Source organism: Acinetobacter dispersus (genome assembly GCF_009884975.1).
In the GTDB taxonomy this organism is placed as follows: domain Bacteria; phylum Pseudomonadota; class Gammaproteobacteria; order Pseudomonadales; family Moraxellaceae; genus Acinetobacter; species Acinetobacter dispersus.
The window spans coordinates 2597615-2623086 of sequence record NZ_CP041970.1 but is presented as its reverse complement, the minus strand read 5'-3'; the positions used below and the strand labels follow the sequence as shown (position 1 = coordinate 2623086).

Annotated in this window: 26 protein-coding genes; 12 read left to right on the top strand and 14 right to left on the bottom strand. The window is 41.1% G+C overall.

Annotation, left to right across the window (positions count from 1 at the left end):
• Positions 1-27: 27 nt before the first annotated feature.
• The gene (locus FPL17_RS12015) at positions 28-933 is read right to left on the bottom strand and encodes a LysR substrate-binding domain-containing protein (protein WP_159885261.1); all 906 of its coding nucleotides are present in this window, start codon (positions 931-933) and stop codon (positions 28-30) included.
• 385 nt (positions 934-1318) lie between these two features.
• Between FPL17_RS12015 and FPL17_RS12010 the strand changes: the two genes are divergently transcribed.
• Positions 1319-2371, top strand: a complete 1053-nt coding sequence (locus FPL17_RS12010) for an MBL fold metallo-hydrolase (RefSeq protein WP_005192140.1) — start codon at positions 1319-1321, stop codon at positions 2369-2371.
• On the opposite strand, the gene FPL17_RS12005 is transcribed toward FPL17_RS12010, so the two are convergent.
• The 3 genes from FPL17_RS12005 to FPL17_RS11995 all read right to left on the bottom strand — a co-directional run bounded on the left by FPL17_RS12005 (position 2358) and on the right by FPL17_RS11995 (position 4815).
• A complete protein-coding gene (locus tag FPL17_RS12005; RefSeq protein WP_005192142.1) occupies positions 2358-2765 on the bottom strand; it encodes a DoxX-like family protein in 408 nt (135 codons plus the stop codon). The two genes, FPL17_RS12010 and FPL17_RS12005, sit on opposite strands and share 14 nt — an antisense overlap.
• Entirely contained in the window at positions 2762-3202 is a 441-nt protein-coding gene (locus FPL17_RS12000) for a thiol-disulfide oxidoreductase DCC family protein (protein ID WP_159885259.1), read from the bottom strand. The genes FPL17_RS12005 and FPL17_RS12000 overlap by 4 nt, the downstream gene beginning before the upstream one ends.
• Positions 3203-3294: 92 nt before the next feature.
• Positions 3295-4815 carry a catalase gene (locus FPL17_RS11995; RefSeq protein WP_005192148.1) on the bottom strand — a complete coding sequence of 507 codons (1521 nt, stop codon included), beginning with the start codon at positions 4813-4815 and terminating at the stop codon, positions 3295-3297.
• Positions 4816-5432: 617 nt separating this feature from the next.
• Here FPL17_RS11995 and FPL17_RS11990 point away from each other — a divergent pair.
• Positions 5433-5882, top strand: coding sequence for a hypothetical protein (locus FPL17_RS11990; RefSeq protein ID WP_159885257.1), 450 nt, complete (start codon positions 5433-5435; stop codon positions 5880-5882).
• A gap of 78 nt (positions 5883-5960) precedes the next feature.
• On the opposite strand, the gene ptsP is transcribed toward FPL17_RS11990, so the two are convergent.
• Together ptsP and FPL17_RS11980 are read right to left on the bottom strand one after the other, a co-directional pair.
• On the bottom strand, positions 5961-8255 hold the full coding sequence (gene ptsP, locus FPL17_RS11985) for a phosphoenolpyruvate--protein phosphotransferase (protein WP_005192157.1): 2295 nt from the start codon (positions 8253-8255) through the stop codon (positions 5961-5963).
• 93 nt (positions 8256-8348) lie between these two features.
• Positions 8349-8825 (bottom strand): RNA pyrophosphohydrolase, encoded by a 477-nt coding sequence (locus FPL17_RS11980; RefSeq protein ID WP_004656060.1) that lies wholly within the window; start codon positions 8823-8825, stop codon positions 8349-8351.
• A gap of 183 nt (positions 8826-9008) precedes the next feature.
• Here FPL17_RS11980 and FPL17_RS11975 point away from each other — a divergent pair, with 183 nt between their 5' ends.
• The 4 genes from FPL17_RS11975 (at position 9009) to FPL17_RS11960 (ending at position 12892) form a co-directional block, all read left to right on the top strand.
• Entirely contained in the window at positions 9009-9659 is a 651-nt protein-coding gene (locus FPL17_RS11975; protein WP_151715525.1) for an HAD family hydrolase, read from the top strand.
• A gap of 138 nt (positions 9660-9797) precedes the next feature.
• The gene (locus FPL17_RS11970; RefSeq protein WP_159885255.1) at positions 9798-11234 is read left to right on the top strand and encodes a DUF2252 domain-containing protein; all 1437 of its coding nucleotides are present in this window, start codon (positions 9798-9800) and stop codon (positions 11232-11234) included.
• A 50-nt stretch (positions 11235-11284) separates the two neighbouring features.
• Positions 11285-12028, top strand: coding sequence for a sporulation protein (locus FPL17_RS11965; protein ID WP_159885253.1), 744 nt, complete (start codon positions 11285-11287; stop codon positions 12026-12028).
• Between the two features lie 75 nt (positions 12029-12103).
• On the top strand, positions 12104-12892 hold the full coding sequence (locus FPL17_RS11960; protein ID WP_151715523.1) for a glycine-rich domain-containing protein: 789 nt from the start codon (positions 12104-12106) through the stop codon (positions 12890-12892).
• Positions 12893-12901: 9 nt separating this feature from the next.
• Here FPL17_RS11960 and FPL17_RS11955 read toward each other — a convergent pair whose 3' ends face one another.
• Positions 12902-13765, bottom strand: a complete 864-nt coding sequence (locus FPL17_RS11955) for a LysR family transcriptional regulator (RefSeq protein WP_005192172.1) — start codon at positions 13763-13765, stop codon at positions 12902-12904.
• A 21-nt stretch (positions 13766-13786) separates the two neighbouring features.
• Positions 13787-14026: a DUF2061 domain-containing protein gene (locus FPL17_RS11950; RefSeq protein ID WP_005192174.1), complete on the bottom strand. Its 240-nt coding sequence runs from the start codon at positions 14024-14026 to the stop codon at positions 13787-13789.
• A 342-nt stretch (positions 14027-14368) separates the two neighbouring features.
• Between FPL17_RS11950 and leuC the strand changes: the two genes are divergently transcribed.
• From leuC to leuB, 4 genes are all read left to right on the top strand, one after another.
• Complete coding sequence (gene leuC / locus FPL17_RS11945) at positions 14369-15787, top strand: 3-isopropylmalate dehydratase large subunit (RefSeq protein WP_005315166.1); 1419 nt, start codon at positions 14369-14371, stop codon at positions 15785-15787.
• 12 nt (positions 15788-15799) lie between these two features.
• Positions 15800-16450 carry a 3-isopropylmalate dehydratase small subunit gene (leuD, locus tag FPL17_RS11940; RefSeq protein ID WP_159885251.1) on the top strand — a complete coding sequence of 217 codons (651 nt, stop codon included), beginning with the start codon at positions 15800-15802 and terminating at the stop codon, positions 16448-16450.
• A 136-nt stretch (positions 16451-16586) separates the two neighbouring features.
• A complete protein-coding gene (locus FPL17_RS11935; protein WP_005192180.1) occupies positions 16587-17165 on the top strand; it encodes a hypothetical protein in 579 nt (192 codons plus the stop codon).
• A 46-nt stretch (positions 17166-17211) separates the two neighbouring features.
• Positions 17212-18291: a 3-isopropylmalate dehydrogenase gene (gene leuB, locus FPL17_RS11930; protein ID WP_159885249.1), complete on the top strand. Its 1080-nt coding sequence runs from the start codon at positions 17212-17214 to the stop codon at positions 18289-18291.
• 53 nt (positions 18292-18344) lie between these two features.
• Here leuB and FPL17_RS11925 read toward each other — a convergent pair whose 3' ends face one another.
• The gene (locus FPL17_RS11925) at positions 18345-18755 is read right to left on the bottom strand and encodes a hypothetical protein (protein ID WP_159885247.1); all 411 of its coding nucleotides are present in this window, start codon (positions 18753-18755) and stop codon (positions 18345-18347) included.
• A gap of 148 nt (positions 18756-18903) precedes the next feature.
• Here FPL17_RS11925 and FPL17_RS11920 point away from each other — a divergent pair, with 148 nt between their 5' ends.
• Entirely contained in the window at positions 18904-19275 is a 372-nt protein-coding gene (locus FPL17_RS11920; RefSeq protein ID WP_005192185.1) for a lysozyme inhibitor LprI family protein, read from the top strand.
• Between the two features lie 62 nt (positions 19276-19337).
• Here the strand turns inward: FPL17_RS11920 and infA are convergent, their stop codons facing one another.
• The gene (infA, locus tag FPL17_RS11915) at positions 19338-19559 is read right to left on the bottom strand and encodes a translation initiation factor IF-1 (protein WP_001284370.1); all 222 of its coding nucleotides are present in this window, start codon (positions 19557-19559) and stop codon (positions 19338-19340) included.
• A gap of 229 nt (positions 19560-19788) precedes the next feature.
• Between infA and FPL17_RS11910 the strand changes: the two genes are divergently transcribed.
• Positions 19789-20796 (top strand): AraC family transcriptional regulator, encoded by a 1008-nt coding sequence (locus tag FPL17_RS11910; RefSeq protein ID WP_005155109.1) that lies wholly within the window; start codon positions 19789-19791, stop codon positions 20794-20796.
• Between the two features lie 43 nt (positions 20797-20839).
• Here FPL17_RS11910 and truA read toward each other — a convergent pair whose 3' ends face one another.
• From truA to FPL17_RS11890, 4 genes are all read right to left on the bottom strand, one after another.
• Positions 20840-21637, bottom strand: a complete 798-nt coding sequence (truA, locus tag FPL17_RS11905) for a tRNA pseudouridine(38-40) synthase TruA (protein ID WP_159885245.1) — start codon at positions 21635-21637, stop codon at positions 20840-20842.
• A gap of 15 nt (positions 21638-21652) precedes the next feature.
• Positions 21653-22621, bottom strand: a complete 969-nt coding sequence (locus FPL17_RS11900; RefSeq protein ID WP_171519519.1) for an asparaginase domain-containing protein — start codon at positions 22619-22621, stop codon at positions 21653-21655.
• 44 nt (positions 22622-22665) lie between these two features.
• Positions 22666-23910: a FimV domain-containing protein gene (locus FPL17_RS11895; protein ID WP_159885243.1), complete on the bottom strand. Its 1245-nt coding sequence runs from the start codon at positions 23908-23910 to the stop codon at positions 22666-22668.
• A 61-nt stretch (positions 23911-23971) separates the two neighbouring features.
• On the bottom strand, positions 23972-25447 hold the full coding sequence (locus FPL17_RS11890; RefSeq protein ID WP_159885241.1) for a FimV/HubP-related protein: 1476 nt from the start codon (positions 25445-25447) through the stop codon (positions 23972-23974).
• Between the last annotated feature and the right edge of the window lie 25 nt (positions 25448-25472).

The window sequence follows — 25472 nt, the reverse complement described above, 5'->3', positions numbered from 1 at the left end:
TAACTCGGCTTTTTTATTTGTTTGATTTTATTTCGGATCAAGCTGGCTTTCTAAGCCAAATACCTGCCGAATTTCCTCCAAAAATTGCTGTGTTGCTATGCTGGATTTAAGTTTTTGGTAACTCATAAAAACATCTAAATGGGGCAGAGCATGATTCAGTGGCCGTACCACAATTTGATCAGTGGCCAAAGCTTGGATATAAGCTGGTAAAATGGCACAACTGTGCCCTGAATGAACTGCTTGAATCGCTTCGCCAATCGTATTGGCCTCATCAATACTTTGAAAGTGAATCTGCTGCTGTTTAATGTATTGCGTAATGGTTCGTGCCAAGGGTTGAGAGAGCTTGTGGGTCAGTATGGTTAAAATCGCACCCTGTAATTGAGTAGTGGTGATTTCTGAGTATTGGGCAAGCGGATGTTGCTTGGGCAGCATCAGTACCAAAGGTTCTTTTAATACCAGTTGACTGGAGAAGGTCTCATTTTCAAATTTTTGATTAATAAAAATAACATCTAAATCGCCTTTTTTAAGTAGGTTGATTTGATCGCTTTCTTTGAGATTGAGGCTGCGAATTTGTAACTTAGGTAGTCGGACTCTCAAACGTGGCAAGATATAAGGGAAAATACGAATTTCAGCAGAAGGGACAAAACCAATTCTTAAGCATAGTACTTTGGCGGCAGCAACCTGTCGTGCCATGGTCACGGCTTTATCTGCCTGCGTCAAAGTTAAACGGGCTTGCTCTAAAAAAACTTGTCCTTCATCAGTCAATTCAACTTTTCGTTTGGTCCGATGCAAAAGCTGAACGCCCACTTCATCTTCAAGATCTTTAATCTGCTGGCTTAAAGAGGGTTGTGCCGTGTGTAATTTAAGCGCTGCTTTACTGAAACTGAGCTCTTCAGCAACGGTAATGAAATAGCGTAAATGACGTAATTCCATAAGGCTGGTCCAAAGGTGTCTAACAGTTTTTGTAGTTTTAGTGATGAGAACACCATGCTATTGGCGCATTATAGCCAAGGTGATTTTATATACAATATGCTTTTCCATAAAATGTAAAAAAAGATAAAAAACTCATGCTTACAGATTGGCCTGAATTGTCAGCACGGTTTATTAGTTCGGTAAAATTGTGTTGACTCTGCATCAGAAAATCAGCATAACTAATAAGCTTATGTTAGGATCAAAGACCGATTTTATGAATCTAGAATAAGACGGGAATCCTGAAAAATCATCATGATTTGAATGGGTCGCGTTAAATAAGATTCATGATCTGAAGGGATAAATATTACCCACCTCATGCGATGAGATTCCACCAAAGAAGACGTACATGAAAGATAAGCCGACATTAACTTACCAATTGCCGACACAATCTTGCTTGAGCCATACTTGGGGGAAACCTCCTTTTCCACATGAGGCCTCTGATCATTGTGGAATAGATCGTTTCTATAATTTGCAGAAACCGCTCACACCTTTTGATCGTAAAGGTCTATTAAAATGGCTGGCTACACGCCAATCATCGACTTGGACGGTAGATCGCTCGCATGAATGGAATATGCGAAATCACATGCTGGAGCTTCCCCAAAACCGTCCCCATGCAGATCTCAATGATTGGCAAATCTGGTTTGTTGGGCATGCGACGGTGTTAATTCAAATCGGCCCCTATAATTTTCTAACTGATCCAGTTTGGTGTGAATATGTCAGCCCCAAACAGGGCAATGGACCACGTCGAGTGTGTCCAGCGGGGATTGCTTTGGAACATCTTCCAACAATTCATGGCGTGTTGTTGAGCCATAATCATTATGATCATATGGATTTGGCAACTTTAGAATGGTTGCATCAAAAATTTGAAATGCCGATTTATACAGGCTTGGGTAATGGTTATTACCTACCTAAACATTTACATGTGATTGAAATGGATTGGTGGCAGGAGATTCCGTTTCATGATGAGTTGAAGATCGCTTATACACCTGCGCAACATACTTCTGGACGAGGTGTACGTGATCAAAATAGAGCACTGTGGGGTGGTTTTTCTTTAGTTGCTAAAACAGGACATTGCTTCTTTGCTGGGGATACAGGCTATTCCACGCACTTTAAACAAATCCATGAGCGTTATGGTGATGCACGTGTGGCGTTATTGCCGATAGGTGCTTATGAACCACGCATGCTGATGCGCTATGTACATATGAATCCACAAGATGCGTTTCATGCACATCTCGATTTACATGCCCACCGTTCTTTGGCGATTCATTATCGAACCTTTCAACTGACGGACGAAGATCGTGATGCCCCCGAGCATGAACTCCAACAAGCCATGAAATCCTCTTCAAAATTGGTGAATCCGTTTTATTGTATCCGTGAAGGGCACTTTATTCGTGCTTAGCATTTTGAAGTGCGTTGATACAGCATAGTGAAATCACAGAAAGGCTCGCAAGTGCAATATTCATGACCACAGGATTGAAAGCCTGATAGATTTTTTCGGGATAAATCAACAAGACGAAAATAAATAAGCCAATCAAACTGATGATGCTGAGCCAATGTAAATACTTGTGAGTTAAAAATAAAAACAAACTACCAAAAATGATTTCGGCAATGCCCGACAGTGAAATCATCCATGTAATATAAGGCATAGGCACATCGAGTTGCTGCCAAACATATTGCTCATCTTGTACCTGAAAAATTAATTTGGGAATCAGTCCCTGATAAATCCAGAGCACTGCAATAATTAGCTGACAAAACCTTAAGATCTGTTGAATAGTCTGGTTCTCTCTATTCATGTTAAGACCTCATCCAATAGAAAATGCTGCTGAGTTTCAGGTGTGACGCGATAGCATTGTTCGGTTTTACCAAATAGGCGATAACGATTAAGCGCAATACGACGATAAGCGAAATCACGTACCAGTTTAGGGATAACACGCGCATATTTTAAACTGGCGTAAGGGGAGTCTAGCTGATGCATGATGCGTAGAAATGCGGTCGATTCGGTATAACATTGACCATTTTCCAGTAACACCATTGTTTCAAAATGATCAGTAGGGAGATGGCAATAGGCAAGGAGTTGCTGTCCGACATTGGATTGAACAGAGGCCAGTTTGAACAGATACTCAACATCATGTTTGATCATAAAATCAGCCCATGCCGAGCACAGCACACACTCAGCATCAAACAAGATGATGTTATTGGTTTGAATCAGTTGCTGTAATGGTTTTGGCATGGTTATTTTTCTGATGCTGTTTTGAATAAATTGTCACCCAATTCCATAAAAAAAGCCATCCGAGGATGACTTTTGTTTTAGCATTTCAAAGCTTATAGGAAACTTGGTAAATGACGGGCTGGATCGGTTTCACGTGCTGCCTGAGCATCTGCAACAGTAAGTCCTAGTGCTGCAGCAACACCTTCACCATAAGCTGGATGGCAAGCATAGCAGTTACGGATGTGGCGATATTTGATGAAGTCTAAAGCATCACCCATCGCACGTGCGGTATTACCAAACAGTGCTTGTTGTTGTTCAGGTGTCATCAATTCAAACAATGCACGTGGCTGACTGAAATAGTCATTGTCATCTTCACGATAATCCCAGAAATCAGCATCGCCATTAATTTTCAATGGTGGCTCTTTGTATTGAGGTTGCTCTTGCCATTGACCGAAGCTGTTTGGCTCGTAATGTGGTAAGCCACCATAGTTGGCGTCGATACGACCTTGACCATCGCGGTGGTTACTATGTACAGGGCAACGTGCGGCATTGACTGGAATTTGTTGGTAGTTCACACCAAGGCGGTAGCGTTGAGCATCGGCATAGTTAAATAAACGCGCTTGTAACATACGGTCTGGTGAAACACTGATACCAGGTACCAAGTTACTTGGTGCAAAAGCAGATTGTTCTACATCTAAGAAGAAGTTTTCTGAATTACGATTTAGTTCGAATTCACCAACTTCAATTAATGGGTAGTCGCCGTGAGGCCAAACCTTGGTTAAGTCAAATGGGTGATACGGAACTTTCTCGGCATCTTGCTCTGGCATGATTTGTACGAAAAGCGTCCATTTTGGATAGTCTTTACGTTCAATCGCATCGAACAAATCACGTTGATGACTTTCACGATCTTGACCCACCAATTCGCCAGCTTCTGCATCGGTTAAGTTTTTAATCCCTTGTTGCGTTCTAAAGTGGAATTTCACCCAGAAACGCTCATTGGCGGCATTAATGAAGCTATAGGTATGGCTACTAAAACCATGCATATGACGGTAGCTTGAAGGGATACCACGATCAGACATCACGATGGTCACTTGGTGTAATGCTTCTGGAAGTAATGTCCAGAAATCCCAGTTATTGGTTGCACTACGCATGTTAGTTTTAGGGTCGCGTTTTACCGCTTTGTTTAAATCTGGGAATTTACGAGGATCACGTAAGAAGAACACAGGGGTATTGTTCCCGACCATGTCCCAGTTACCTTCTTCAGTATAAAATTTTAAGGCAAAACCACGGATGTCTCGCTCCGCATCTGCTGCGCCACGTTCACCTGCAACCGTGGTAAAGCGCGCAAACATTTCGGTTTTTTTACCGATTTCACTAAAGATTTTCGCGCGAGTATATTGAGTAATATCATGGGTGACCGTGAACGTGCCAAATGCACCTGAACCTTTGGCATGCATACGACGCTCAGGAATGACTTCACGAACAAAGTTGGCAAGTTTTTCATTTAGCCATAAATCTTGGGCTAATAATGGTCCTCTAGCTCCTGCGGTCATACTGTTTTGGTTATCAACGACAGGGGCACCAAAATCAGTGGTTAAGTGGCTATAAGGACATTTTTTATCGTCTTGGCTCATGTTCTATCTCCATTAAGATGACCTGTGAGTGAGATCATCTCAACTATTGGACCGTTCTAAGATATGAATGCTTCGCCATATCACTCATCAATTGGGTATCGAAATTTCAGATGCCTAAATGTGATTTGCAATGATTAAGCTCAGCCTTTGTATTTTTACTCTAGGTTGATGAAAGCTTTTTTTCCAATGGATTAAAGTTGATGTCATAAATGCTTTATTCGATTGAAGCTGTCTAAATCTTAAATATGAACTGCGTTGTTTTGAATGTTAGATTTGTTAAAAAAAGATAAAAGCTAATGAAAAAATAAAGACTTACTGTTTTAGTTGGATTAAATAAAAACGAGGACCAACCCGATTTTTAAAAAGTAAAAATCTGAGAATTTAGGTTAAAGGAAGGTGATTTCTACCTGTTGGAGTTGTGTAAAAGATCTTAAATAGTGCTCTAGAATTATTTTTTCATATCTCCAATGCTGTTTGAGCAGCATTTTAAACATGAGATATTTTACTCTATGTGAGTTAGGTTTCTGAACATAAAGACTAAGTTGGAGATATGTAAATCCTCAGGATTTTAATATTTGCTATGTTATTTTGTGCTTATGTTTTAAGAGATTAAAAAAATGAAAAAGTTAGCATTAAGTTTCGGATTGTCTTTAACTGTTTTAGCAGGTTGTACTTCCATGCCACAAAAAGATGAGGCTAAAGCCAACTCATTGAATGTTGAGTTTGTAGGACAAGGTAATTATGCGGTAACGCCACAGCAGGGTACCGTAAGTTTGTATGCGGTGGACAGTCAGATCGCCGATGTTCCAGCGACGTTGATTCAACAGAAAAAAGTTCAGATCTCTCAGGTGCCATTTGTAGTTGATTTTACTGTGCCAGCAGATCATCGTAAGCTTATTCAACCCTCAGTTCGAGAGGATGCAAATATCAAGTATTACGTGACTTGGGAATCAGATGCCAAGAATTTGACTGGTAAAGATGCGATTGTGATCGATTATGATCGTAAATTTCCGAACGTGACGTTGAATGGCGCTAAACAACAGATTTACCTACGCCCAGCAAAATAAACAGATATATTGAAAAAGGGCGATCTTGTTGAAAGAGTCGCCCTTTTTTATGTTTGATCTTATCTGCAAATGTCTGGTTTAGACATTGAGCATACGATTTGATTTAACCATATCGGCCAAACCGTGGGTTCTAAAATAATGTTCGAGCCAGCTTTTAATGACCAATGGGTTATTCATTTGTAGAACATCATCTAAGAGTTTTTTGGCATCACTCATTGGGACATGACAAATCGCTTTGCGTACTCTTAGAATATTACTAGAACTCATCGACAGGGTATTAAAACCCATTGCCATCAGGAGAATAGCTGATAATGGATCACCTGCCATTTCACCACAGATACTGACTGGTTTTTGATGCTCATGGCAGTCCTGTACCAAACGTTTTAAGGCACGCAGGATAGAAGGATGGAAATGTGAATAGACGTTGGCGACATGAGGATTATTTCGATCAACTGCCAATAAATATTGGGTTAAATCGTTGGAACCGACCGAGAAGAAATCAACCAGTTCGGAAAACTCATCAATTTGTAATAGAACACTCGGTACTTCAACCATAATGCCGATTTTCGGTTTGGTAATCTTGACCTGTTCTTCTTCTTGTACTGCGATCCAGTCACGCTCCAACAGATATAGAACTTCTTCAACTTCACTGACACTGGTTACCATTGGCAACAAGATATGCAAATTATTCAGGCCGATACTGGCTTTGAGCATGGCACGGATTTGTGCAGAGAAAATTTCTGGATGATCCAGTGTAAAGCGTAAGCCACGCCAGCCTAATGCTGAGTTTTCTTCTTCAATACTGAAATAAGGTAAGTCTTTATCCGCACCAATATCGAGGGTACGCATAATTACGGGTTTATTGGCAAAATGGCTGAGCTGTTGACGGTAAATGGCACGTTGCTCTTCTTCGCCAGGAAAGCGTTCACGTAGCATGAATGGAATTTCACTACGATACAGACCAACGCCTTTGGCACCACGTTGTACGCCACGAACCACATCAATCATCAGACCTGTATTTACGAACAAAGGAACTGACACACCATCAGGGGTAATTGCATCTTTGGTTTCGTATTGCTTTAAATCTTTGGCAATTTGCTCTTCTTCTTTTTGAACTTCTTTATAACGCTGGCGTAAGCGGCGAGGTGGATTGACGAAGATACGCCCTTGATAAGCATCGACAATCATCTCAATATCATCGAGTGTAGTAATGGGTAACTCGGTCACACCCACCACGGTTGGAATACCCAGTGCACGTGCCACAATCACCATATGTGAGTTGGCAGCACCTTCAGAGGTGACAATTGCAGCAATATTATCGACGGGTAATTCAACCAATGCTGCTGTACTGATTTCTTCGCCAATTAAAATACTGTCAGGACTGAGTTCACGGTGACTGGTATCATTTTCTTGCAAGCAAGCCAGAATTCGACGACCGAGATCTTTGAGATCTGAGACGCGCTCACGTAGATAGTCATCTTCCATTTGTGCAAATAGTGCAACATGTTTATCGATGACTTTACGTACCGCACCTTGTGCCCAACTGCCTGCACGAATATGGTCTTTGATTTCGCTTGGCAAAGCATTTTCATCAAGCATTCTTAAGAATACGCTAAATAAGGCGCGTTCTTCAGACATCAATGAATCTTGCATTTTTTCATCTAGAGATTGAATCTCCAAACGTACCGCAGCGATGGCTTGATCCAATAATTCCAATTCATCGCTGATATCTTCTGCTTCACGATCTGGAATCGCAGCAAGATCAGCAGGAGGATAGAGTACGATGGCACGACCTAAAGCGACACCGCCTGCACCAGAAACACCTTGGAAGGTTTTATAGCTAGGGCCATTGCTCGGTTTGCGGAAAACATCAATATTTCCCACCGCATGTGCATGGGCAATAACCCCTGAAAGTTGCGCACAGAGTGTAACCAAGAATGATTCAGCCGCTTCGCTAAAGTCTTGCGATTCTTTATTTTGAACAACCAAGACACCCATCACCTTACGGCGATACATCACTGGAACGCCAAGGAATGAGTTGAACAGTTCTTCACCAGTTTCAGGTAAATAGGCGAAGCGTTCATGTTTTGGTGCATTGTCTAAGTTAACGATTTCTTCACGTTGTCCAACGAGACCGACCAAACCTTCACCCACACTGAGTGATACTGCACCAACTGCTTCAGGTTTTAGACCTTTAGAGGCCATTAATACATAGCGGCGATTGCGTTCGTCCAATAAATAAATCGAGCAGACATCCACATGCATGGCATCGGCCACATGATTGACCATAATGTCCAAGGAATCATGCAAACTGACGGACGCATTGATTTCTTGCACAATGCGTCTAAGCGTGTCGAGTTGCATGTTTGACATGGATGTTTACTCCAATTTATTGAATCGTTATAGGCCTAGTTATAACAGCTCTGTAGCCAAAAATCATTGCTTAAAATGATGATTTCATGACAATTAGCGCTGAGGTAGTTGTAAACATAATTCCATCATGGCTTTACGGTAAACATCACGTTTGAAGTTGACCACTTGACCCAATGGGTACCAGTAACTCACCCATTGCCATTCATCGAACTCGGGTGGGTCTGATAGGTTTAACTGAATATGATGAGGCGAGGCCGTTAACTTCAGTAAAAACCATTTCTGCTTTTGTCCAATACATACCGGATCTGAATCTGACCGAATGTACCGATGTGGCAAACGATAACGCAGCCAACCTTTTGTTTGCGCTATAATTTGGACGTGTTCGGGCAATAAACCGACTTCTTCTCTCAGTTCACGAAAAAGTGCCTGTTCAGGGGTTTCTCCAAATTGGATTCCTCCTTGTGGAAATTGCCAAGCATTGTGACCAATGCGTTTTGCCCATAAAACTTGTCCGTCATCGTTTGCCAAAATGATCCCGACGTTGGGTCGGAAACCTTCTGAGTCGATCATTTGGCTACCTAAATTTTGTCTATATCGTTGACTTTGATCTCGGGGACAGTCACTCTTTTGTCCAACTCGAAAAAGGTCAAAGTAAAATGTTTAAAAATTGCTATGATCTTAACGAATTTCTATCGACTAGCGGTGATAGATTTACATTTTTTTTCTTAATTTTCAGTTTAAACGAGAAATTCTATGCAATTGGCTTTGTTTGATTTAGATCACACCCTGTTAAATACTGACTCTGATCACTCTTGGGGTGAATTTTTGGTCAATGAAGGTTTGGTTGATCCAGTTCATCATCGTCAAATGAATGATAAGTTCTATGAAGACTATAAAGCAGGGCAACTTGACCCGATTGCCTATAATGAATTTGTCTTTCAATTTCTAACCAAGCACGATAATAACTATTTAACTGAGTTACATCAGTTGTTTATGCAGAAAGTCATTCGTCCACAAATGCGTCCCAAAGGTTTTGAGGCAATTAAAAGACATCAAGCCCTTGGTCATGAGCTGGTTGGCATTACAGCGACCAGTGATTTTATTACTGCACCGATTTTCCGTGAATTTGGTATTACAGAAATTATTGCCACCAATGCAGAAGTGATCGATGGTCAATATACAGGCAAGGTGACAGGGATTCCGTGTTATCAAAAAGGCAAGCTCGCACGTTTAGATCAATGGTTAGATGGACGATCAGTTACAGAGTCATGGGCATATTCAGATTCAATCAATGATCGTTTCCTGTTGGAATATGCGACGCATGCAATTGCAGTAAACCCTGATGATCGTTTAGAAGCCCTGGCTCAAGAGCAGGCTTGGGAGATTCAGGACTGGTCGATATAAACTGATGATTTGATGCCAAATATCACCTGATGTAAGTGGGGGTATTTGGCAATGTATGAACAACAATAAAAAATATTGAATGACGCATTATATCTAGAGAAATATAGAAATTCTGATTAAAAAGATTGAGAGCGTGATATGTCAAAACAACGCATTAAATTACCTAAACAACTTTGGACAGAACAAAGTATTGATCTCACTAGACACCGCTACCAAGGCAAGTTACTGACCAAAAGTGAAGGTTTTGCTTTGGGGAAAGCACAACGGAAAAAAATTCCACGTGAACAATTGGCTCAACTTTCAGAGAGACCAAAAGATATTTCCGCTTTAACCCTCTATGATTGGAGTAATGAAGGCCGTTTGGAACGACTAAAACCAATTCGTGCCAAGCGGATGAGTGTATCTCCGTTTACCTTTTATCGTGGTATGCCTGCACTGATGTTATTTGATCAGGTTTGGGAGCCGTACAATTCAGGTTTATTTCAACAGATTTGTGGGGATTGTCATTTAAGTAACTTTGGTGGATTTGCTAGTCCAGAGCGTAATCTCTTATTTGGTATTAATGATTTTGATGAAACTCTGGTTGCACCTTTCGAATGGGATATTAAGCGCTTAGTCACCAGCTTTGTCATTGCAGCAAAAGAGATTGGCTTAGACGAAAGCGGTGGTTTAAAAGCAGTTCAGCGGATGCTCAACGCTTATATCTCGCACTTAGATCAGCAAATTGCGCTATCTCCTTTGCAAATCTGGTATGAGAAAATTGATGCCAGTATTTTATTGGAAAAAACTGAAAACCAGAAAATTCGTAAAAAATTAGCAAAAAAAGTGAATAGTGCCTCAGGTCGAGACAGTGCTTCGGTATTGCCAAAATTGACCCAACAGGATGATGAAACAGGATTTCGGCATTTTATTGAAGATGAGCCCTTGCTTTGGCATCCCAAAGCAGGAGAGCCATTTAGCGAGGATAATGATGCATTTTTTGAGTCCTACCGCAGCACGCTGAAATATGATCGCCAAGTCTTGTTTGATCGCTATCAATGTACTGACATCGCGTTAAAAGTTGTTGGCGTTGGCAGCGTGGGGACGCGTTCAGCCATTGCATTATTTGAAGATGCTGATCGGGAACCGCTGATTTTACAAATGAAAGAGGCCAATCCTTCGATTTTAAGCCCACTGTTTTTACAGAAAGTGCCACATGAAGGTGAACGAGTGGTCTATGGCCAACAGCTTATGCAAGCCGCCAGTGATATTTTCTTGGGATATTCAACTGATCAGCAGCAACATTATTTGATTCGTCAATTACGTGATATGAAAGTGTCTATCGATTTGGCAGGAATGGATGATGCGTTTTTTTATGAATATGCCGATAGTTGTGGTCTGGCTTTAGCACATGCGCATGCCAAAGCGGGGAATGCCGATGTCTTGATTGGATATTTAGGTGAAGGTGGCAGCATAGTTCAGATTTTACAAGACTATGCGTCACAGTACGCTGGGCGGAATTTAAGTGATTATCAGCAATTTATGAATGCGATTGCCGATGGTAAAATCCAGCTCGCTGGAGAGGAAGCACTTTAATTATAAGTCTATTGCTACAGATGTAATCATCGTCAGGATCTGAAAGAAAAATGTTGAATAAAATTATGTCGGGTTTAGGCTTGCAAGGTGTCACTGTTGAAACACATTTGCATAATCCAACACTACAAGCAGGTGCAACATTACAGGGAGAGATTAGTTTTAAAGGTGGCTCATCCGATAAGGATATTAAAGGCCTCTATTTGCAATTGATGACGATGGCAGAAGTTGAATCAGGAGAGCATGAGTTTAATCAGCCTTTTGTGTTAGTCCAATGGTTAATTAGATCAAATTTTTCTTTACCAGCACATCAAAGCTACCATGTTCCATTTAGCATAGATTTGCCGCATGAAACGCCGATCACCGAAGTGGTTTGTCGTCGTAATGGAACACGGGTATGGATCAACACGTATATGGATGTTGATTGGGGTTTGGATGCCTCGGATCGAGATTATTTAAATGTGTTACCAACCCCAGCAATGCAGGCATTTGTACAGGCGATGCAGCAATGTGGTTTTGTACTTTCTTCCGTAGATGTAGAAAAAGGTCAATTGACTGCGCAGAATTTCAGCTCAACAATAGGTTGCTACCAAGAACTAGAGTTTGTTTCTTCGCATATGTTCAGTGGTTTTAATGAGGTTGAGGTTTCTTTTGTCGCCGAAGCAACGCAAACCCATGTCATGCTTGAAGTCGATCGCCACTTTCGTTCCGATCAATTGCTCACAATGACCTTGTTGCATCATTGTTTAGAGATAGATCAGATGACGCAACAGATTCGCTATTTATTAAAAATTTAACCGATTCAATTTGACCTCCTCAACGGGAGGTTTTTTTGTCATATTAGTGTCATTATTTATTTTTAAGATCAAAGCATGAAAATAAAAATAAATCAGGAAGCGCAGACTTCCATTTCAGTTGATGCATTACTGCAATTAAAAAGACAACAACCGATGATTAAAATGCGATGGATCGCTCTCCCGATCTTGCTATTGATATTCATGTACAGTTGGCAGCAACAGCTTTTTACTGCTTGGGTGATACTTCCTTTTCTATGGCTAATCATTGTACTGAATCTGGCGTTGGTTGCCCGCTCTAAACGTGAGAAGTTGCAACAGCTTGAGCACTTCAAGTTTGATCCGATTTTTTGGAATAAATTCAGATTCTATTATCCAGAACTGGGTCTAAAACAACGGCAATTGATCGAAGCTGGATTCAAAGATTATTTGGCACTACATCTTATGCAAAAACAAGCTTACGCGATGCCTTCGCATGCAGTGGATAGTTTATGGCATGTGATGCTGGAGTTTCCGAAACAATATCAGCAATTATGTGAGCAGATACTCGGTCGACAGTTGCATCATAGCCCCTACGATGCAACGACTACATCTCAGCAGCAGACTAAACAATTGTTTGAAGCGTGGCGAATGAGTTGTACTTTGCATACTTTCCAGCCAAGAAATACTACGTTGTTGCCAAGACTGTTTGCAATCGATCAGGCACTCAATTGGCAGGAGGGGCAATATTTTAATTTAGAGCTGATGACGAAGGATTATGCACAATATTTGCAAACTCAGTCTTCGTCGTCCTCTTCGAGTTGTGGAAGTAGCAGTAGTAATAGCTGTAGTAGTTGTAGCAGCTGTGGAGGGGGCGGTGGCGATTAATAAATGTCGTTAACCAACATGCATCATTCGAATCAGTTCTTCAGCCGCTTTGGATTGAATGCGTGCGGGATGCCAAACCATACCCAGTTGACGCTGCATATCCAGTTTTAGATCAAGTTGCTTTAAATCCTGATTCACCAAGGTTTTGGGTAAAACCGACCAACCTAAACCAATCGACACCAGCATTCGTATTGATTCTAATGGGTTATTGCTCATGGTGATTTTGGGTTTTAAGTTATTTTTTTCAAATTCTGAAAGGGTAATTTGACTGGTATAGGTTTGTGCTGCTGGTAAAAGGCTTGGATAGGCAATCAGGTCTTCCAGTTTAAGTTGTGCTTGTTGTGCCAATGGATGGAAAGGAGCCGCCACGAATACCAAAGGATCATTCCAGATGGTGACGTAGTTAAGACGATCATCCCCAACTGGTGGTAAGGTTAGAAAGGCCAGTTCCAGTTCACCTGCCAAGACCTGTTCATGAGCTTGCTCAGAATCGACAAAATGCACATCTAAGGTCACTTGAGGATAATGTTGGACAAAGTTTTTAAGTGGTTCAGCCAGATGATGTAAGCCAATATGATGGCTGGTACCTATTTTTAAGCGGCCTTGGACCTGCGCTTGTTCATGGCTTAAGGTATGATGAATTTCCCCTAATTCATTTAACCACATGCGAACTTTAGGTAATAGAGAATGCGCTGCATGGGTGGGCTGAATTCCCCGACCCGCAGATTCAAATAGCTTGACCCCAAAATAGTCTTCTAAGCTATGAATCCGTTTGGTGACTGCGGGCTGAGTAATAAATAATTGCTCTGCTGCGATGGAAATTGAACCAGTTTCCATGACTTTTACAAATGCTTCAAAAGCAGCGAGATTCATACAAAAGTATCCAAAGAAATTTTAAAGCTGTTGAGTGTCTTTATTTAATTTAAATTCGAAATGATTCCAAATTTTCTCATGAAAGAAAAATGCAAAGGCTTGTACCGTTGGTTCAAGTAAACTTAAGGTCGCTGCAATCCAGAAGTTTCCTGTGATCACATAAGCAACCATCATGGCAACGCTGATATGCACAATATAATAACTTAAAGTTTTTTTAAAAGTTCGACGATTGTTATGTACAAATTTTTTAATACGAGTCATGGTGATGTCCTTAAGAACCTCTATATTTGTAAATAATAATCATTATCGAATGCAATGTAAAAAAGAAATTTCAATTTATGACGATTGGATTTATAAATCGTGAGATGATTGATTGAAAATATGCGGCTCAAAGCTATAGTGTGTATGAGCTGCACTCAGCTAAGATGATTTAAATTTTTTTTTAATTTAATGAGATGATCCAGATATAAAATTCTAATTTATCATTCCTAAAAGTTTGTTAATTTATAAAAATGATAAATTAGATTTATGTGATGTGATTGCTATAATTAATCCAAGATGAAAATACCCAGACCAATGGCAAGCACGATGGAGGGCGACGACATGGCAGGCAAGACTTTATATGACAAATTATGGGATGACCATTTAGTAAAACAACGTGATGATGGTTCGAGCTTAATTTATATTGATCGCCATTTATTACATGAAGTGACAAGCCCTCAAGCTTTCGAAGGTTTACAGCTTGCTGATCGTCAACCTTGGCGCTTAAGTGCCAATGTGGCGACGCCTGACCATAACGTGCCAACCTCAAAAAAAGAACGTGAACAGGGGATTGCTGGGATTGAAGACGATACCTCTCGTATTCAAGTACAAACCTTAGATGACAACTGTAAAACATTTAATATCGTTGAGTTTGGTATCAATGATATCCGTCAAGGTATTGCCCATGTGGTTGGTCCAGAGCAAGGTTTGACTTTACCTGGTATGACCGTGGTCTGTGGTGATTCGCATACAGCAACGCATGGTGCTTTCGGATGTTTGGCACACGGGATTGGGACATCGGAAGTTGAGCATGTGTTGGCAACACAATGTTTAGTACAGAAAAAATCGAAGAACATGTTGGTTCGTGTCGATGGTGTATTAGGCAAAGGCGTGACTTCGAAAGATGTCGTGTTAGCAATTATCGGCAAGATTGGTACTGCCGGTGGTACAGGTTATGCGATTGAGTTTGGCGGGCAAGTATTCCGTGATATGTCAATCGAAGGTCGTATGACCGTATGTAATATGGCAATCGAAGCCGGTGCTCGTGTGGGAATGGTTGCAGTCGATGACAAAACCATTGCGTATGTGAAAGATCGTAACTATGCACCTAAAGGTGAGCAGTGGGATCAAGCAGTCGCATACTGGGATACCTTGCATTCGGATGAAGATGCAGTATTTGATGCCGTAGTGGTATTGAATGGTGCAGAGATTGAGCCACAAGTGTCTTGGGGAACTTCTCCTGAAATGGTGATTCCAGTTTCGCAGGCAGTACCAACCTTAGAACAAGCCAAAGATGATGTCCAACGCAATGACTGGACCCGTGCTTATCAATATATGGGCTTAACTGCTGGTCAAGCTTTGGCTGATATTCAGTTAGATCGTGTTTTCATTGGCTCATGTACTAACTCGCGTATTGAAGATATCCGAGCTGCTGCAGATGTCGTGAAAGGTCGTACAGTTGCTTCAAGTATTAAGCAAGCGATGATTGTTCCAGGTTCTGGTTTGGTGAAACAGCAAGCTGAACAAGAAGGTTTAGATCAAATTTTCTTGGCAGCAGGTTTTGAATGGCGTGAACCTGGCTGTTCAATGTGTTTGGCGATGAATGCTGACAAGTTACAACCAGGTGAACATTGTGCTTCAACCTCGAATCGTAACTTTGAAGGTCGTCAGGGCAATGGTGGGCGGACGCATTTAGTGAGTCCAGCGATGGCAGCCGCAGCCGCAATTGCAGGTCATTTTGTTGACGTTCGTTCATTCTAAGGGAGCAAGATCATGGAAAAATACACTGTAGAGCAAGGTATTGTTGGGCCTTTAGATCGTGCCAATGTGGATACTGATTTAATCATTCCAAAGCAGTTTTTGAAATCGATTAAACGTACAGGTTTTGGTGACAACTTATTTGATGAGTTACGCTATTTAGATGAAGGTTTCTTAGGTCAAGACATTAGTAAACGTCCAAAAAACCCTGATTTTGTGTTAAATCAACCACGTTATCAGGATTCAAGTATCTTATTGGCACGAACTAACTTTGGTTGTGGTTCAAGCCGTGAGCATGCGCCATGGGCATTGAATGAATATGGCTTCCGTACCGTAATTGCGCCTAGCTTTGCCGACATTTTCTTTAATAACTGCTTTAAAAATGGCATGTTACCTGTGATTTTATCTGAACAGATCGTGGATCAATTATTCAAAGAATGTGCTGAGACAGAGGGTTATCAACTTACGATTGATTTAGAAGCTCAGGAAGTTCGTACGCCCGCAGGTGAAGCATTTAAATTTGAAATCGACCCATTCCGTAAACATTGCTTGTTGAATGGTTTGGATGATATTGGTTTAACTTTACAAGTTGCGGATGATATCCGTGCTTATGAAGAGAAAGCAAAACAATCGCGTCCTTGGGTATTTCAGGAGATCCAAGCCTAGCTTTGGAGCGAAGAAATAAGACTTGGTCTTGGACATTTGTAACATAGCCATAGCGCAGAGATTGAACTCTTGTTAACATGCTAGCGGATAATATTTTGCTTACATGTTAACAAGACATGAGGACTGGGCTTGAATAATGAAAAGAAGACTCGCTCGCAGTATTTTACTGTGTCTAGGCGCTGCTACGACTTTAACTGCGTGTCAAAATGCACCCAATGTGGTTGATCAAGTTCGTATCGCACAAAACACGTTAGAAAGCAAAGCGGACAACACAACTTTATATTGTTCAGGTGTTGAGAATTGTGAGTTTGAACGAATCGGTGATATTGCTGTCATTGATGCAAAGACACACCGGATTAGCCAACAGGCAATGGAACGTGGCATTGTACGATTACATGGTTCGGTGTTTAGCCGAAAACAGCAGGTCTATTTAAGTATGCCTGCGAAGCAATATGAAGTCGTAATTCGTTTCTATCCAATTTCTCCAGATCGTGCGGAGACCTTTCATGTCATTCATGCATTTAAACCGCACGTGCGCTATACCTTTAAAATGTATCGAGACCGAACACGTCGTTCATCAGGTAGTTTGTTGAATGTTTCTGTACCTGATCCGTTGTGTGTAGATTTACAGCAAGAGCAACACACCATTCGCCGTTTCTGCCGTCCTTTTGATGTCAGTACAGGCCTAGGTGAATTTGTTGAGAAAAAGATTTAATCGGCTCGCAGTCTCAAAGCTGCGCATAGGGAAACTGGAAAAATAGATGTCTAAACATATTTTAATTTTAGCGGGTGATGGCATTGGTCCTGAAATCGTGGCTGCTGCAGAAAAGGTTTTAACCAAGGTCAATGATAAATTTAATCTAGGTTTGACATGGGAACATGGTTTATTGGGCGGCTCAGCGATTGATGCACATGGTGAACCGTACCCAACTGTGACCAGTGAACAGGCAAAAAAAGCGGATGCAATTTTATTGGGCGCTGTCGGTGGTCCGAAGTGGGATACGATTGAGCGTTCAATTCGTCCTGAACGTGGCTTATTAAAAATTCGCAGCGAATTAAATTTGTTTGCCAATTTGCGTCCTGCAATTCTCTATCCACAATTAGCAGATGCCTCAAGCTTAAAGCCAGAAATTGTTGCAGGCCTTGATATTTTGATTGTTCGTGAATTAACAGGTGGGATCTACTTTGGTCAGCCACGTGGTATTCGTGAACTTGAAAATGGTGAAAAGCAGGGCTATAACACTGACGTTTATTCAGAAAGCGAAATCAAGCGTATCGCTAAAGTTGCTTTTGAACTTGCTGGATTACGTGGTGGCAAAGTATGTTCGGTGGATAAAGCCAATGTACTTGAAGTAACTGAGTTGTGGAAGCAAACAGTCACAGATTTACAGCAAGCTCAATATTCAAATATTCAGTTATCGCATATGTATGTCGATAACGCAGCAATGCAATTGGTTCGTGCTCCAAAGCAATTTGACGTGATTGTCACAGGTAATTTGTTCGGTGATATCTTGTCTGATGAAGCAGCCATGTTGACAGGTTCAATTGGTATGTTGCCTTCAGCGTCTCTAGATGAAAATGGTAAAGGTATGTATGAACCTTGCCATGGTTCTGCACCAGATATTGCAGGACAGAACATTGCCAATCCATTGGCGACTGTGCTTTCTGTGGCGATGATGTTGCGTTACACTTTCCGTGAAGAAGCGGCGGCTAAAGCGATTGAAGATGCAGTCGGTCAGGTCTTGGATCAAGGTCTACGTACAGCGGACATCCTATCTGAAGGCATGACTAAGGTCGGTACAGATGCGATGGGTGAGGCTGTCGTTACAGCATTGAACTAAGCATTGAAGTCTATAAAAAACGCAGCATTGGCTGCGTTTTTTATGGGGGAAGCTTAGCAAGCTTTACCTTCATAGCGAATTGAACGTGCAATTTGTTGTTGATCCAGTTCAAAAATAATGTGGCAGTAGAAATTTACATCATAGGATTGCTGACTGGTTGAGATAGAGCCTAAACGTACTGAGCCGCTCATCGGTGAACTGGCATCGCCATAAGACTGTGCGATTGGAACTGGAATATTGATTGGACGTAGTACGGTAAAAACTAAATTTTGATTGCTTCTTTGTGGTTGTTTGAGTGTTTGAAAACCTAAAGTTCGCAAATTAAGATTCTGTTGAATCTGGTCGGCTGATTGTCCTATATAAGGTTGTAAATAGTCTTGTAGAGGCACTGATTGCCATCCAGACGTTGCACACCCTTGTAGCACTAAAGCCAATGTACCTAGACATATTTTATAATTCACCATCTTATTTTCCTTAATTTATAGTCCATGGATATAGGCTAATGATAGAAGATAAAGACAAAAATGTACAAACTTGTCTACTTTAGGACAATGTTCAAGCTCAGCAAAATATGCTTAGATAGTGATGATAATTAAGCGATTTGGAAATTTCATGCGCAGAATAATATTCAGCCTCATCTGTGGCGCGATGGCGACATTGAGCTATGCAGATAATTGTGATAATGCTCGCAATACTTATGATGATATCTACTGTACCAATAAAATATATGCCAGTGCTGATGCCGATTTAAATAAAAACTATCAGCAACTAAGAAAACAATTGAATGAAACACAACAAAAAATTTTGAAGAAATCACAATTGGCCTGGATTCGACATCGCGATGCAGAATGTACTGACGATGTGCAAAGCTCAGTGAATGTTCAGTGCCGTTTAACCACGACTCAAGAGCGTAATAATTGGTTGCAAGAGCGCATACGTGAATGTCAGACAGTTGGTTGTAAAACCACCCGGCTGAGTGAATAAGCTCTAGTGAACGATATAAAAAAAGCCACATGATGTGGCTTTTTTGCATTCACTAATCTGACTTAGCGCGCACGATAAGTGATACGACCCTTAGTTAAATCATAAGGTGTCATTTCAACTTTTACACTGTCACCTGTCAAAATACGGATATAGTGTTTACGCATTTTACCAGAAATGTGAGCAATAACTTCGTGACCGTTTTCTAAACGTACACGGAACATCGTATTAGGAAGCGTTTCGGTGACAACGCCTTCGAACTCAATGAGTTCCTCTTTATTGGCCATAGCCTACCTGAGATCAAATTGGGAAGGCGCAAATTATAGTCAATTTATTTGAAATTTACAAGATCAAGTCGGTGAGAGACTGTCAGATATTAACCGAAAGGAACTGTCCGACAATCCACGATTTTTTTTAACAAAATAAGCAGAATATTGTTGTCAGTTTGGTCAATCAACGTTAATCTAAAATTGTTGTTCATTGTCATAATAACGTATCTACAGGGAAGGGCACTGCGTGGGTCAGCTAACAGATGCATCAGTTGTATTGCGCTTTGGTTATCAGGCAATTCGTAAAGCCGGATTACCGACTGAAGAGATTTTAACAAAGGCCGGCGTGGCATTAAATCAAATAGATACCAATGCTAGAACGCCGTTAAGTGCACAAAATGCATTTTGGATTGCTGCACAGGAAGTCAGTCATGATCCAGACATTGGGCTACATTTAGGCGAGTATCTACCTCTGTATCGTGGCCAAGTCATTGAACACTTATTTATTAGTAGTGAGACTTTTGGTGAAGGACTGAAACGGGCTTTGGCCTATCAGCGCTTGATCAGTGATGCGTTCGATGCCAAGTTGGTTGTTGAGGATGGTCGCTGCTATTTGACCAATGCTGAGCAGTTCTGGTCCGATAATTTAGTAAACCGCCATTTTTCTGAATGTGCGATGTCAGGCATTTTACGTTTCTTTAAGTTCATTACTGAAGGTCAATTTCAGCCGATTTATATTGATTTTAATTTCAGTGAGGGTGCTGCTGATGATGAATATTTTAGGGTGTATGGTTGCCCTGTCAGCTTAGGGCAAAAAGCAACACGACTTTATTTTGATGTTGCTGTTTTGGATTATCCATTATGGCAAGCTGAACCAGAGCTACTTCAATTACATGAACAGCTTGCAATTGAAAAATTACAAGAACTGGCGCGCTATGATTTAGTAGGTGAAGTACGTCGAGCCATTGGTTCAACTTTGGAAAGTGGTGAAACAACCTTAGAAACGGTTGCTGCTCAGTTAAATATCACGCCTCGTCGCTTAAGAACACAGTTAAGCGAAGCCAATACCAGCTTCCAGCAAATTCTTTCAGATTATCGTTGTCGTTTGGCGAAAAAACTTTTGGCGAATACCAATGAAAGCGTAGAACGTATTGTGTATTTAACAGGTTTTTCTGAGCCAAGTACTTTTTATCGTGCCTTTAAGCGCTGGACCAATGAAACACCAGTCGAATACCGCAAGCGAAAACAGCGCTAATTGCTCCTACAGAAAAAGCCTTATCAATTGATAAGGCTTTTTGTTATTCAGGCAAATTCAACCAGTGTGGGCCTAATGGCAACTGTGGTAAATCAAACTCATCGGGATAATACGATTGGATAAAATATAAACCATCAGGTGGAGCGGTAATGCCAGCGGCTGTGCGGTCTTCTGCGGCAAACATGGTATCGATATGATCAATCTCATACATACCTTGCCCAATTTCAAGCAGGCAGCCCATGATATTACGCACCATATGGTGCAAGAAGCCATCTGCTTGAATGTCTAAGACCAGATAACGGCCATGTGCAAATAAATGACAGTGTTTGACATGGCGAACAGGTTGATTGGACTGACAGGCTGCAGCACGGAAAGTCTCAAAATTATGGGTACCCTCGAATTTTGCAGCAGCGGCAATCATTTTTTCTACATCAAGTGTTTGATAAAGATGTGTCACCTGTTTATACAATAAGGCAGGGCGAGTCGGGGCGTTATACACTACATAACGATAACGACGTGCTACTGCTTTAAAGCGTGCATGGAAATTTTCATCCATGCATTTAATCCACTGAATCGAAATATCTTTAGGTAGTTGACTGTTGGCACCACGAATCCAGCCTTGTTCTGGGCGGATTGCGTTGGTATCGAAATGCGCCACCATATTGGTTGCATGTACACCAGCGTCGGTTCGACCTGCACCATGCAAAATGACGGTCTCATTGGCAATGGTGCTGAGTACTTTTTCTATGGTTTCTTGAACAGTGATAACGCCAGCCTGTTGGGTTTGCCAACCACGGTATTGAGTACCGCAAAATTCAATACCAATTGCATAACGTTGCATGTTCTAACCTCAATATTAGTGTTGATGCCAATGCGCGAACCATTGTTCATGGGTCGGGTATTTTAAATACATTTGCAATGCTTTTGCATATAAATCGGCATGGCTATGGCAATCATTGACTAAAACTTTAGCAGATTGAATCCAGGAGCTAATGGCATAACGTTGATCAAGCTGACCGAAAGTCACTTGCGTGCTGATAATTGGCAGGCATTTTTGCTGATATAAACGATCAAACAAGTCAATCATTTCATCGTTCACTGCAATATTCCCTGTCCCGAATCCTTGAAGGATTAAAAAGTTAGGTGGGGTATTTAAACTATTTTTTAATTGCAAAACCAGTTGTTCTTTGGCGATTGGCTGCAGCATTAGATTGAGAATGCTGAGTTGTGCTGCCTGCTCTATATGTTCATTTTGAACCACAAAATAATCTGAAGTTGTTGGGCAGCTTTGCTCAGCCTGAATGCCTACAAATGCATCCAGTTCTGTGGTATGCGCTTTTAGAGTGGTTTGAGCATGAAAAACTTGCTGATGGAAGGCAAGATAGACCCCACTGGCTAAAGTTAGAACTTGTTCGAGAGCTAAATACAGATTACCAAGAGCATCAGTAAATTCTCGAGTGTCATTGCCTTCAATGTTGAGTAAGGGATATTGGCTGCCTGTAATGATGGCATGGCAGGAATGCCCTAAGAAACGTGCCAGTGTTGCCGCAGCATAACTCAGTGTATCTGTTCCATGAATAATGACGAAATGCTGAAAACCCTTTAATTGTAGTTGTTGAATTTGTTGTACCAGTGCAAGCCAGTCGGTTGCTGTACATGCACTACTGTCTTTAATGCTTGGGGCTGCAAAACATTCGACTTGTAAATGCGGTGGAATCACCTTACTTAATAAAGGTAAAAATTGCTGTTCAGGCATTGGCATCAGTGGTTCACCAATACAACCAAACGTCCCACCCATATAAATTAAAGCGATTGTTTTCATCATAAAAAAAGCAGTCTGAGAGACTGCTTATATTAGACTGATCAAATTCAGGAAGCTATTTTATTCAGTAAATTTTCTGAACGTTGTTGTTGCTCTGCATTAAATGACAGGTTGTTTTTTAACAACTCACGGGCTGAATCATAAGCGCCCAGTTCAATATACTGTTCTGCAAGCTCTAAATTCAGCTGTGCTTCATCAAGTTGTTGCAGGTCAGGGAAGGATTGCGCCAAAGGATCATTGACTACAACATGAGGTGTCGCAGCAACTTCAATTTTAGGTTCAACGGCTGCAACAGGTTCTGCCACTTCAAAAGAAAATGCGGTAGTTTCAATTGGAGCTTGTTCTACTGTTTTAGCTGAGGTTGGTTCAAAATTAAAATCTAAGCTTGGTGCGACATCTGCAACAGGCGCTTGCTCTTTAGTCTGGTTTGATTCGACTTCTAAGTTTGAAAAATTAAAGTCGAGCTCAGGTGTTGCTTGCTCTCTTTTCGTTTCTTCAACTGGAACAGATGTACTTGGATCTAAATTAAAAGAAAACTCAAGTGGTTGCTGTTCCTTAGCTTCAGGTGCTTCAACTGGAGTGGGTGCTGGTTCGACAGCTTGTTTTTGCTCAAAAGAAAAGTTGAAGTCTAAAGGTTGTACGTCTGGTACAGGTTCAGCTGGCTTCGTTTCTTCCGTAGGAGCGGCATATTCTGATTGTAAGTCATCGAAAGACTGTGCTGCTGGCGTTTGAACTAAAGCATCGAAATGGGCAGTATTGTTTTGCGTATTCGGTTCAGCTGGTGTGTGGGTTTGATGAAAACCATGACTCGCTGAGTTAAATTCAATCGAGTCAGGTTGTTTATTCTGTTCGTATTCTCGACGTTTTGCTTCAGCAGCTTGTGCAATATCTTCAAGTTTTAGGGCATGAATATGTTTGATCAATTGATCAATTGCTAAATCATCTTTTTGCTTCAAATGCAGATCAAGTAAAAAGAGATAAAGCTCATGTTGAGAGTTATCTTGTTTTAAGGCTTGATTGATCTGAGCTTCAGCGGATTGAAAATTACCACTCTGAATTTGTTGCTCAAGCTTTTGGCGCAAACTCTCAGAAATGGCAGTTGTCGCTGGCGGGGCATATTCTTGTTCTTCCCGAACCAAACTGGTACGCGAAGTTGATCTTGTCGCTGCTTTTTTTGTCGTTTTACTTGCACCTTTTTTAGGTGCAGTATTGGCTTGATTGCTTTCACGTTTTTTTAAAACGATAGCTACAATCAGTACAATGACGAGCAGTACAATGATTATAGTTGACATGATCTTTACCCCTTAAAGATAGAGCCGCTTTTATGCAAATTTATGAGAATATTCTCGCAACCTAGCGTGTTGGCTTTTTAGTGTCCTGTTGCGCTTTCAACTGATCTTGGAGTTCGGCAAGCCGAGCATTTAGCAGGTGAATACGTTGTTCCTTCTGACGTAGTGCCAATTCTAACTGTGTTACGTTTCTTTGTAATGTAACGGTTTTTTCTCGTGCTGTCATAACTTTTAATGATAAATCGGCACTGGTTTTTTGCTGTAATGTGTCTTTTTTGGCACTTCCAGTACTGGAATCTTGATTACTTTCCGCGACTAAAGACATTTCGGCTTGTTGTAAACGATATTTGGCTTTTCCTGCTGCAGGGCCTTGGGTTTGTGCAGCAATTTGATTGGCACTCTTATTCTGCTGTGTAGATATTGCAGTGAGATTAAAGTTTAAATTTGAGCCCTGTCTAAGACGATTGGCATTACCTCCAATAAACGCATGCTCATTTTGTGCTTTGATTTGAGTCATGACTTTAGAGACAGGTTGATGTGTTTGTCCTGCAATACGTTGTGCAATGCTCCACAACGACTCATTACGTTGAACTATATGTTGTTGGCTATTTTCATTATTTGGTGTTGATGATGGGCTTGTTGGGGCTTTTTTCTTGGCAGATTGCACAGTTTCTTTAACCTGACTTTGTGCTTTATCTTTTTCTTTGACTGCGACTGTTTTCACATCCGTAGTTTTTAACTTAGTCTCAAGTGCTTCGCTGTTCTTGGTCGCTGTTGGTGGCAAACTTGCTTGAGCTGTTGTTTCTTGTTTAAGTGCAGCAGTTTCAGGTTGAGGTTTAACTTGCTCTGCAACAGGTGTTATTGGTTGCGGAACAGTTGTTGCGGCCGCTATTGTTCCTGCTTTAACTGCTGGAGCAACCGAAATAGCACTGGCATTTGTCGTTGTTGTGACAGTTGGCTTTGATGTTTCTAATACAGGTGGAAGAGTGAAAGGTGCATTGAGGAGTTTTTCTTGTTTTAAACCCTGAGGTTGTGGAGTCGTGTTTGCAACATTAAAGCGTGTACTTTCTGGTAAGTTTAAAGCGATGTCTTTTTCACTCACAATAAACTTAGGTGTCAATGATTTTTCATTTGCATTTTTAACTGAAGGGACTTTTGCAATCCGACGCATTGGCTCGCGAATATGTTTTAAATGAGATGCACCACCTTCCTGAATTTTTAAAATAATATTCAGTTCAGCATCGGTCATTGGACGTGATGAAGTGATCACAATCACACCTTCACCTTGATTATTACGACGCGTAAAAAAATTAAGACTTGAGGGCGGCTGATGCGCAGCGCCTATCATCAGTAAATCTTCTGGGGTTGCCAAACTGACATCTAATTTTGAGTTGGCATCGGCTTGATGGAAGCTCATTTCTGCATAAAGTAATTCACCAGGCGCAGACTGGATTTGTACTGGATCAAGTGTAATCGCATAAAGGTGTTGCGAGGAAAATATGGCTAAAATGGCAATTTTTAATTTGTTATAAACAGTCATCTCGATCCATGAAAAAGTGATGTTA

Excerpts from the sequence above, each read along its gene's own strand:
- FPL17_RS11890 (WP_159885241.1), bottom strand. The coding sequence starts at position 25,447 with ATGACTGTTTATAACAAATTAAAAATTGCCATTTTAGCCATATTTTCC.
- FPL17_RS12000 (WP_159885259.1), bottom strand. The coding sequence starts at position 3,202 with ATGCCAAAACCATTACAGCAACTGATTCAAACCAATAACATCATCTTG.
- ptsP (WP_005192157.1), bottom strand. The coding sequence starts at position 8,255 with ATGTCAAACATGCAACTCGACACGCTTAGACGCATTGTGCAAGAAATC.
- leuB (WP_159885249.1), top strand. The coding sequence starts at position 17,212 with ATGTCTAAACATATTTTAATTTTAGCGGGTGATGGCATTGGTCCTGAA.
- FPL17_RS11935 (WP_005192180.1), top strand. The coding sequence starts at position 16,587 with ATGAAAAGAAGACTCGCTCGCAGTATTTTACTGTGTCTAGGCGCTGCT.
- FPL17_RS11950 (WP_005192174.1), bottom strand. The coding sequence starts at position 14,026 with ATGACTCGTATTAAAAAATTTGTACATAACAATCGTCGAACTTTTAAA.
- FPL17_RS11895 (WP_159885243.1), bottom strand. The coding sequence starts at position 23,910 with ATGTCAACTATAATCATTGTACTGCTCGTCATTGTACTGATTGTAGCT.
- FPL17_RS11980 (WP_004656060.1), bottom strand. The coding sequence starts at position 8,825 with ATGATCGACTCAGAAGGTTTCCGACCCAACGTCGGGATCATTTTGGCA.
- FPL17_RS12010 (WP_005192140.1), top strand. The coding sequence starts at position 1,319 with ATGAAAGATAAGCCGACATTAACTTACCAATTGCCGACACAATCTTGC.
- leuC (WP_005315166.1), top strand. The coding sequence starts at position 14,369 with ATGGCAGGCAAGACTTTATATGACAAATTATGGGATGACCATTTAGTA.
- truA (WP_159885245.1), bottom strand. The coding sequence starts at position 21,637 with ATGCAACGTTATGCAATTGGTATTGAATTTTGCGGTACTCAATACCGT.
- FPL17_RS11900 (WP_171519519.1), bottom strand. The coding sequence starts at position 22,621 with ATGATGAAAACAATCGCTTTAATTTATATGGGTGGGACGTTTGGTTGT.
- FPL17_RS11970 (WP_159885255.1), top strand. The coding sequence starts at position 9,798 with ATGTCAAAACAACGCATTAAATTACCTAAACAACTTTGGACAGAACAA.
- FPL17_RS11975 (WP_151715525.1), top strand. The coding sequence starts at position 9,009 with ATGCAATTGGCTTTGTTTGATTTAGATCACACCCTGTTAAATACTGAC.
- FPL17_RS12005 (WP_005192142.1), bottom strand. The coding sequence starts at position 2,765 with ATGAATAGAGAGAACCAGACTATTCAACAGATCTTAAGGTTTTGTCAG.
- infA (WP_001284370.1), bottom strand. The coding sequence starts at position 19,559 with ATGGCCAATAAAGAGGAACTCATTGAGTTCGAAGGCGTTGTCACCGAA.
- FPL17_RS11955 (WP_005192172.1), bottom strand. The coding sequence starts at position 13,765 with ATGAATCTCGCTGCTTTTGAAGCATTTGTAAAAGTCATGGAAACTGGT.
- FPL17_RS12015 (WP_159885261.1), bottom strand. The coding sequence starts at position 933 with ATGGAATTACGTCATTTACGCTATTTCATTACCGTTGCTGAAGAGCTC.
- FPL17_RS11925 (WP_159885247.1), bottom strand. The coding sequence starts at position 18,755 with ATGGTGAATTATAAAATATGTCTAGGTACATTGGCTTTAGTGCTACAA.
- FPL17_RS11965 (WP_159885253.1), top strand. The coding sequence starts at position 11,285 with ATGTTGAATAAAATTATGTCGGGTTTAGGCTTGCAAGGTGTCACTGTT.
- leuD (WP_159885251.1), top strand. The coding sequence starts at position 15,800 with ATGGAAAAATACACTGTAGAGCAAGGTATTGTTGGGCCTTTAGATCGT.
- FPL17_RS11960 (WP_151715523.1), top strand. The coding sequence starts at position 12,104 with ATGAAAATAAAAATAAATCAGGAAGCGCAGACTTCCATTTCAGTTGAT.
- FPL17_RS11990 (WP_159885257.1), top strand. The coding sequence starts at position 5,433 with ATGAAAAAGTTAGCATTAAGTTTCGGATTGTCTTTAACTGTTTTAGCA.
- FPL17_RS11920 (WP_005192185.1), top strand. The coding sequence starts at position 18,904 with ATGCGCAGAATAATATTCAGCCTCATCTGTGGCGCGATGGCGACATTG.
- FPL17_RS11995 (WP_005192148.1), bottom strand. The coding sequence starts at position 4,815 with ATGAGCCAAGACGATAAAAAATGTCCTTATAGCCACTTAACCACTGAT.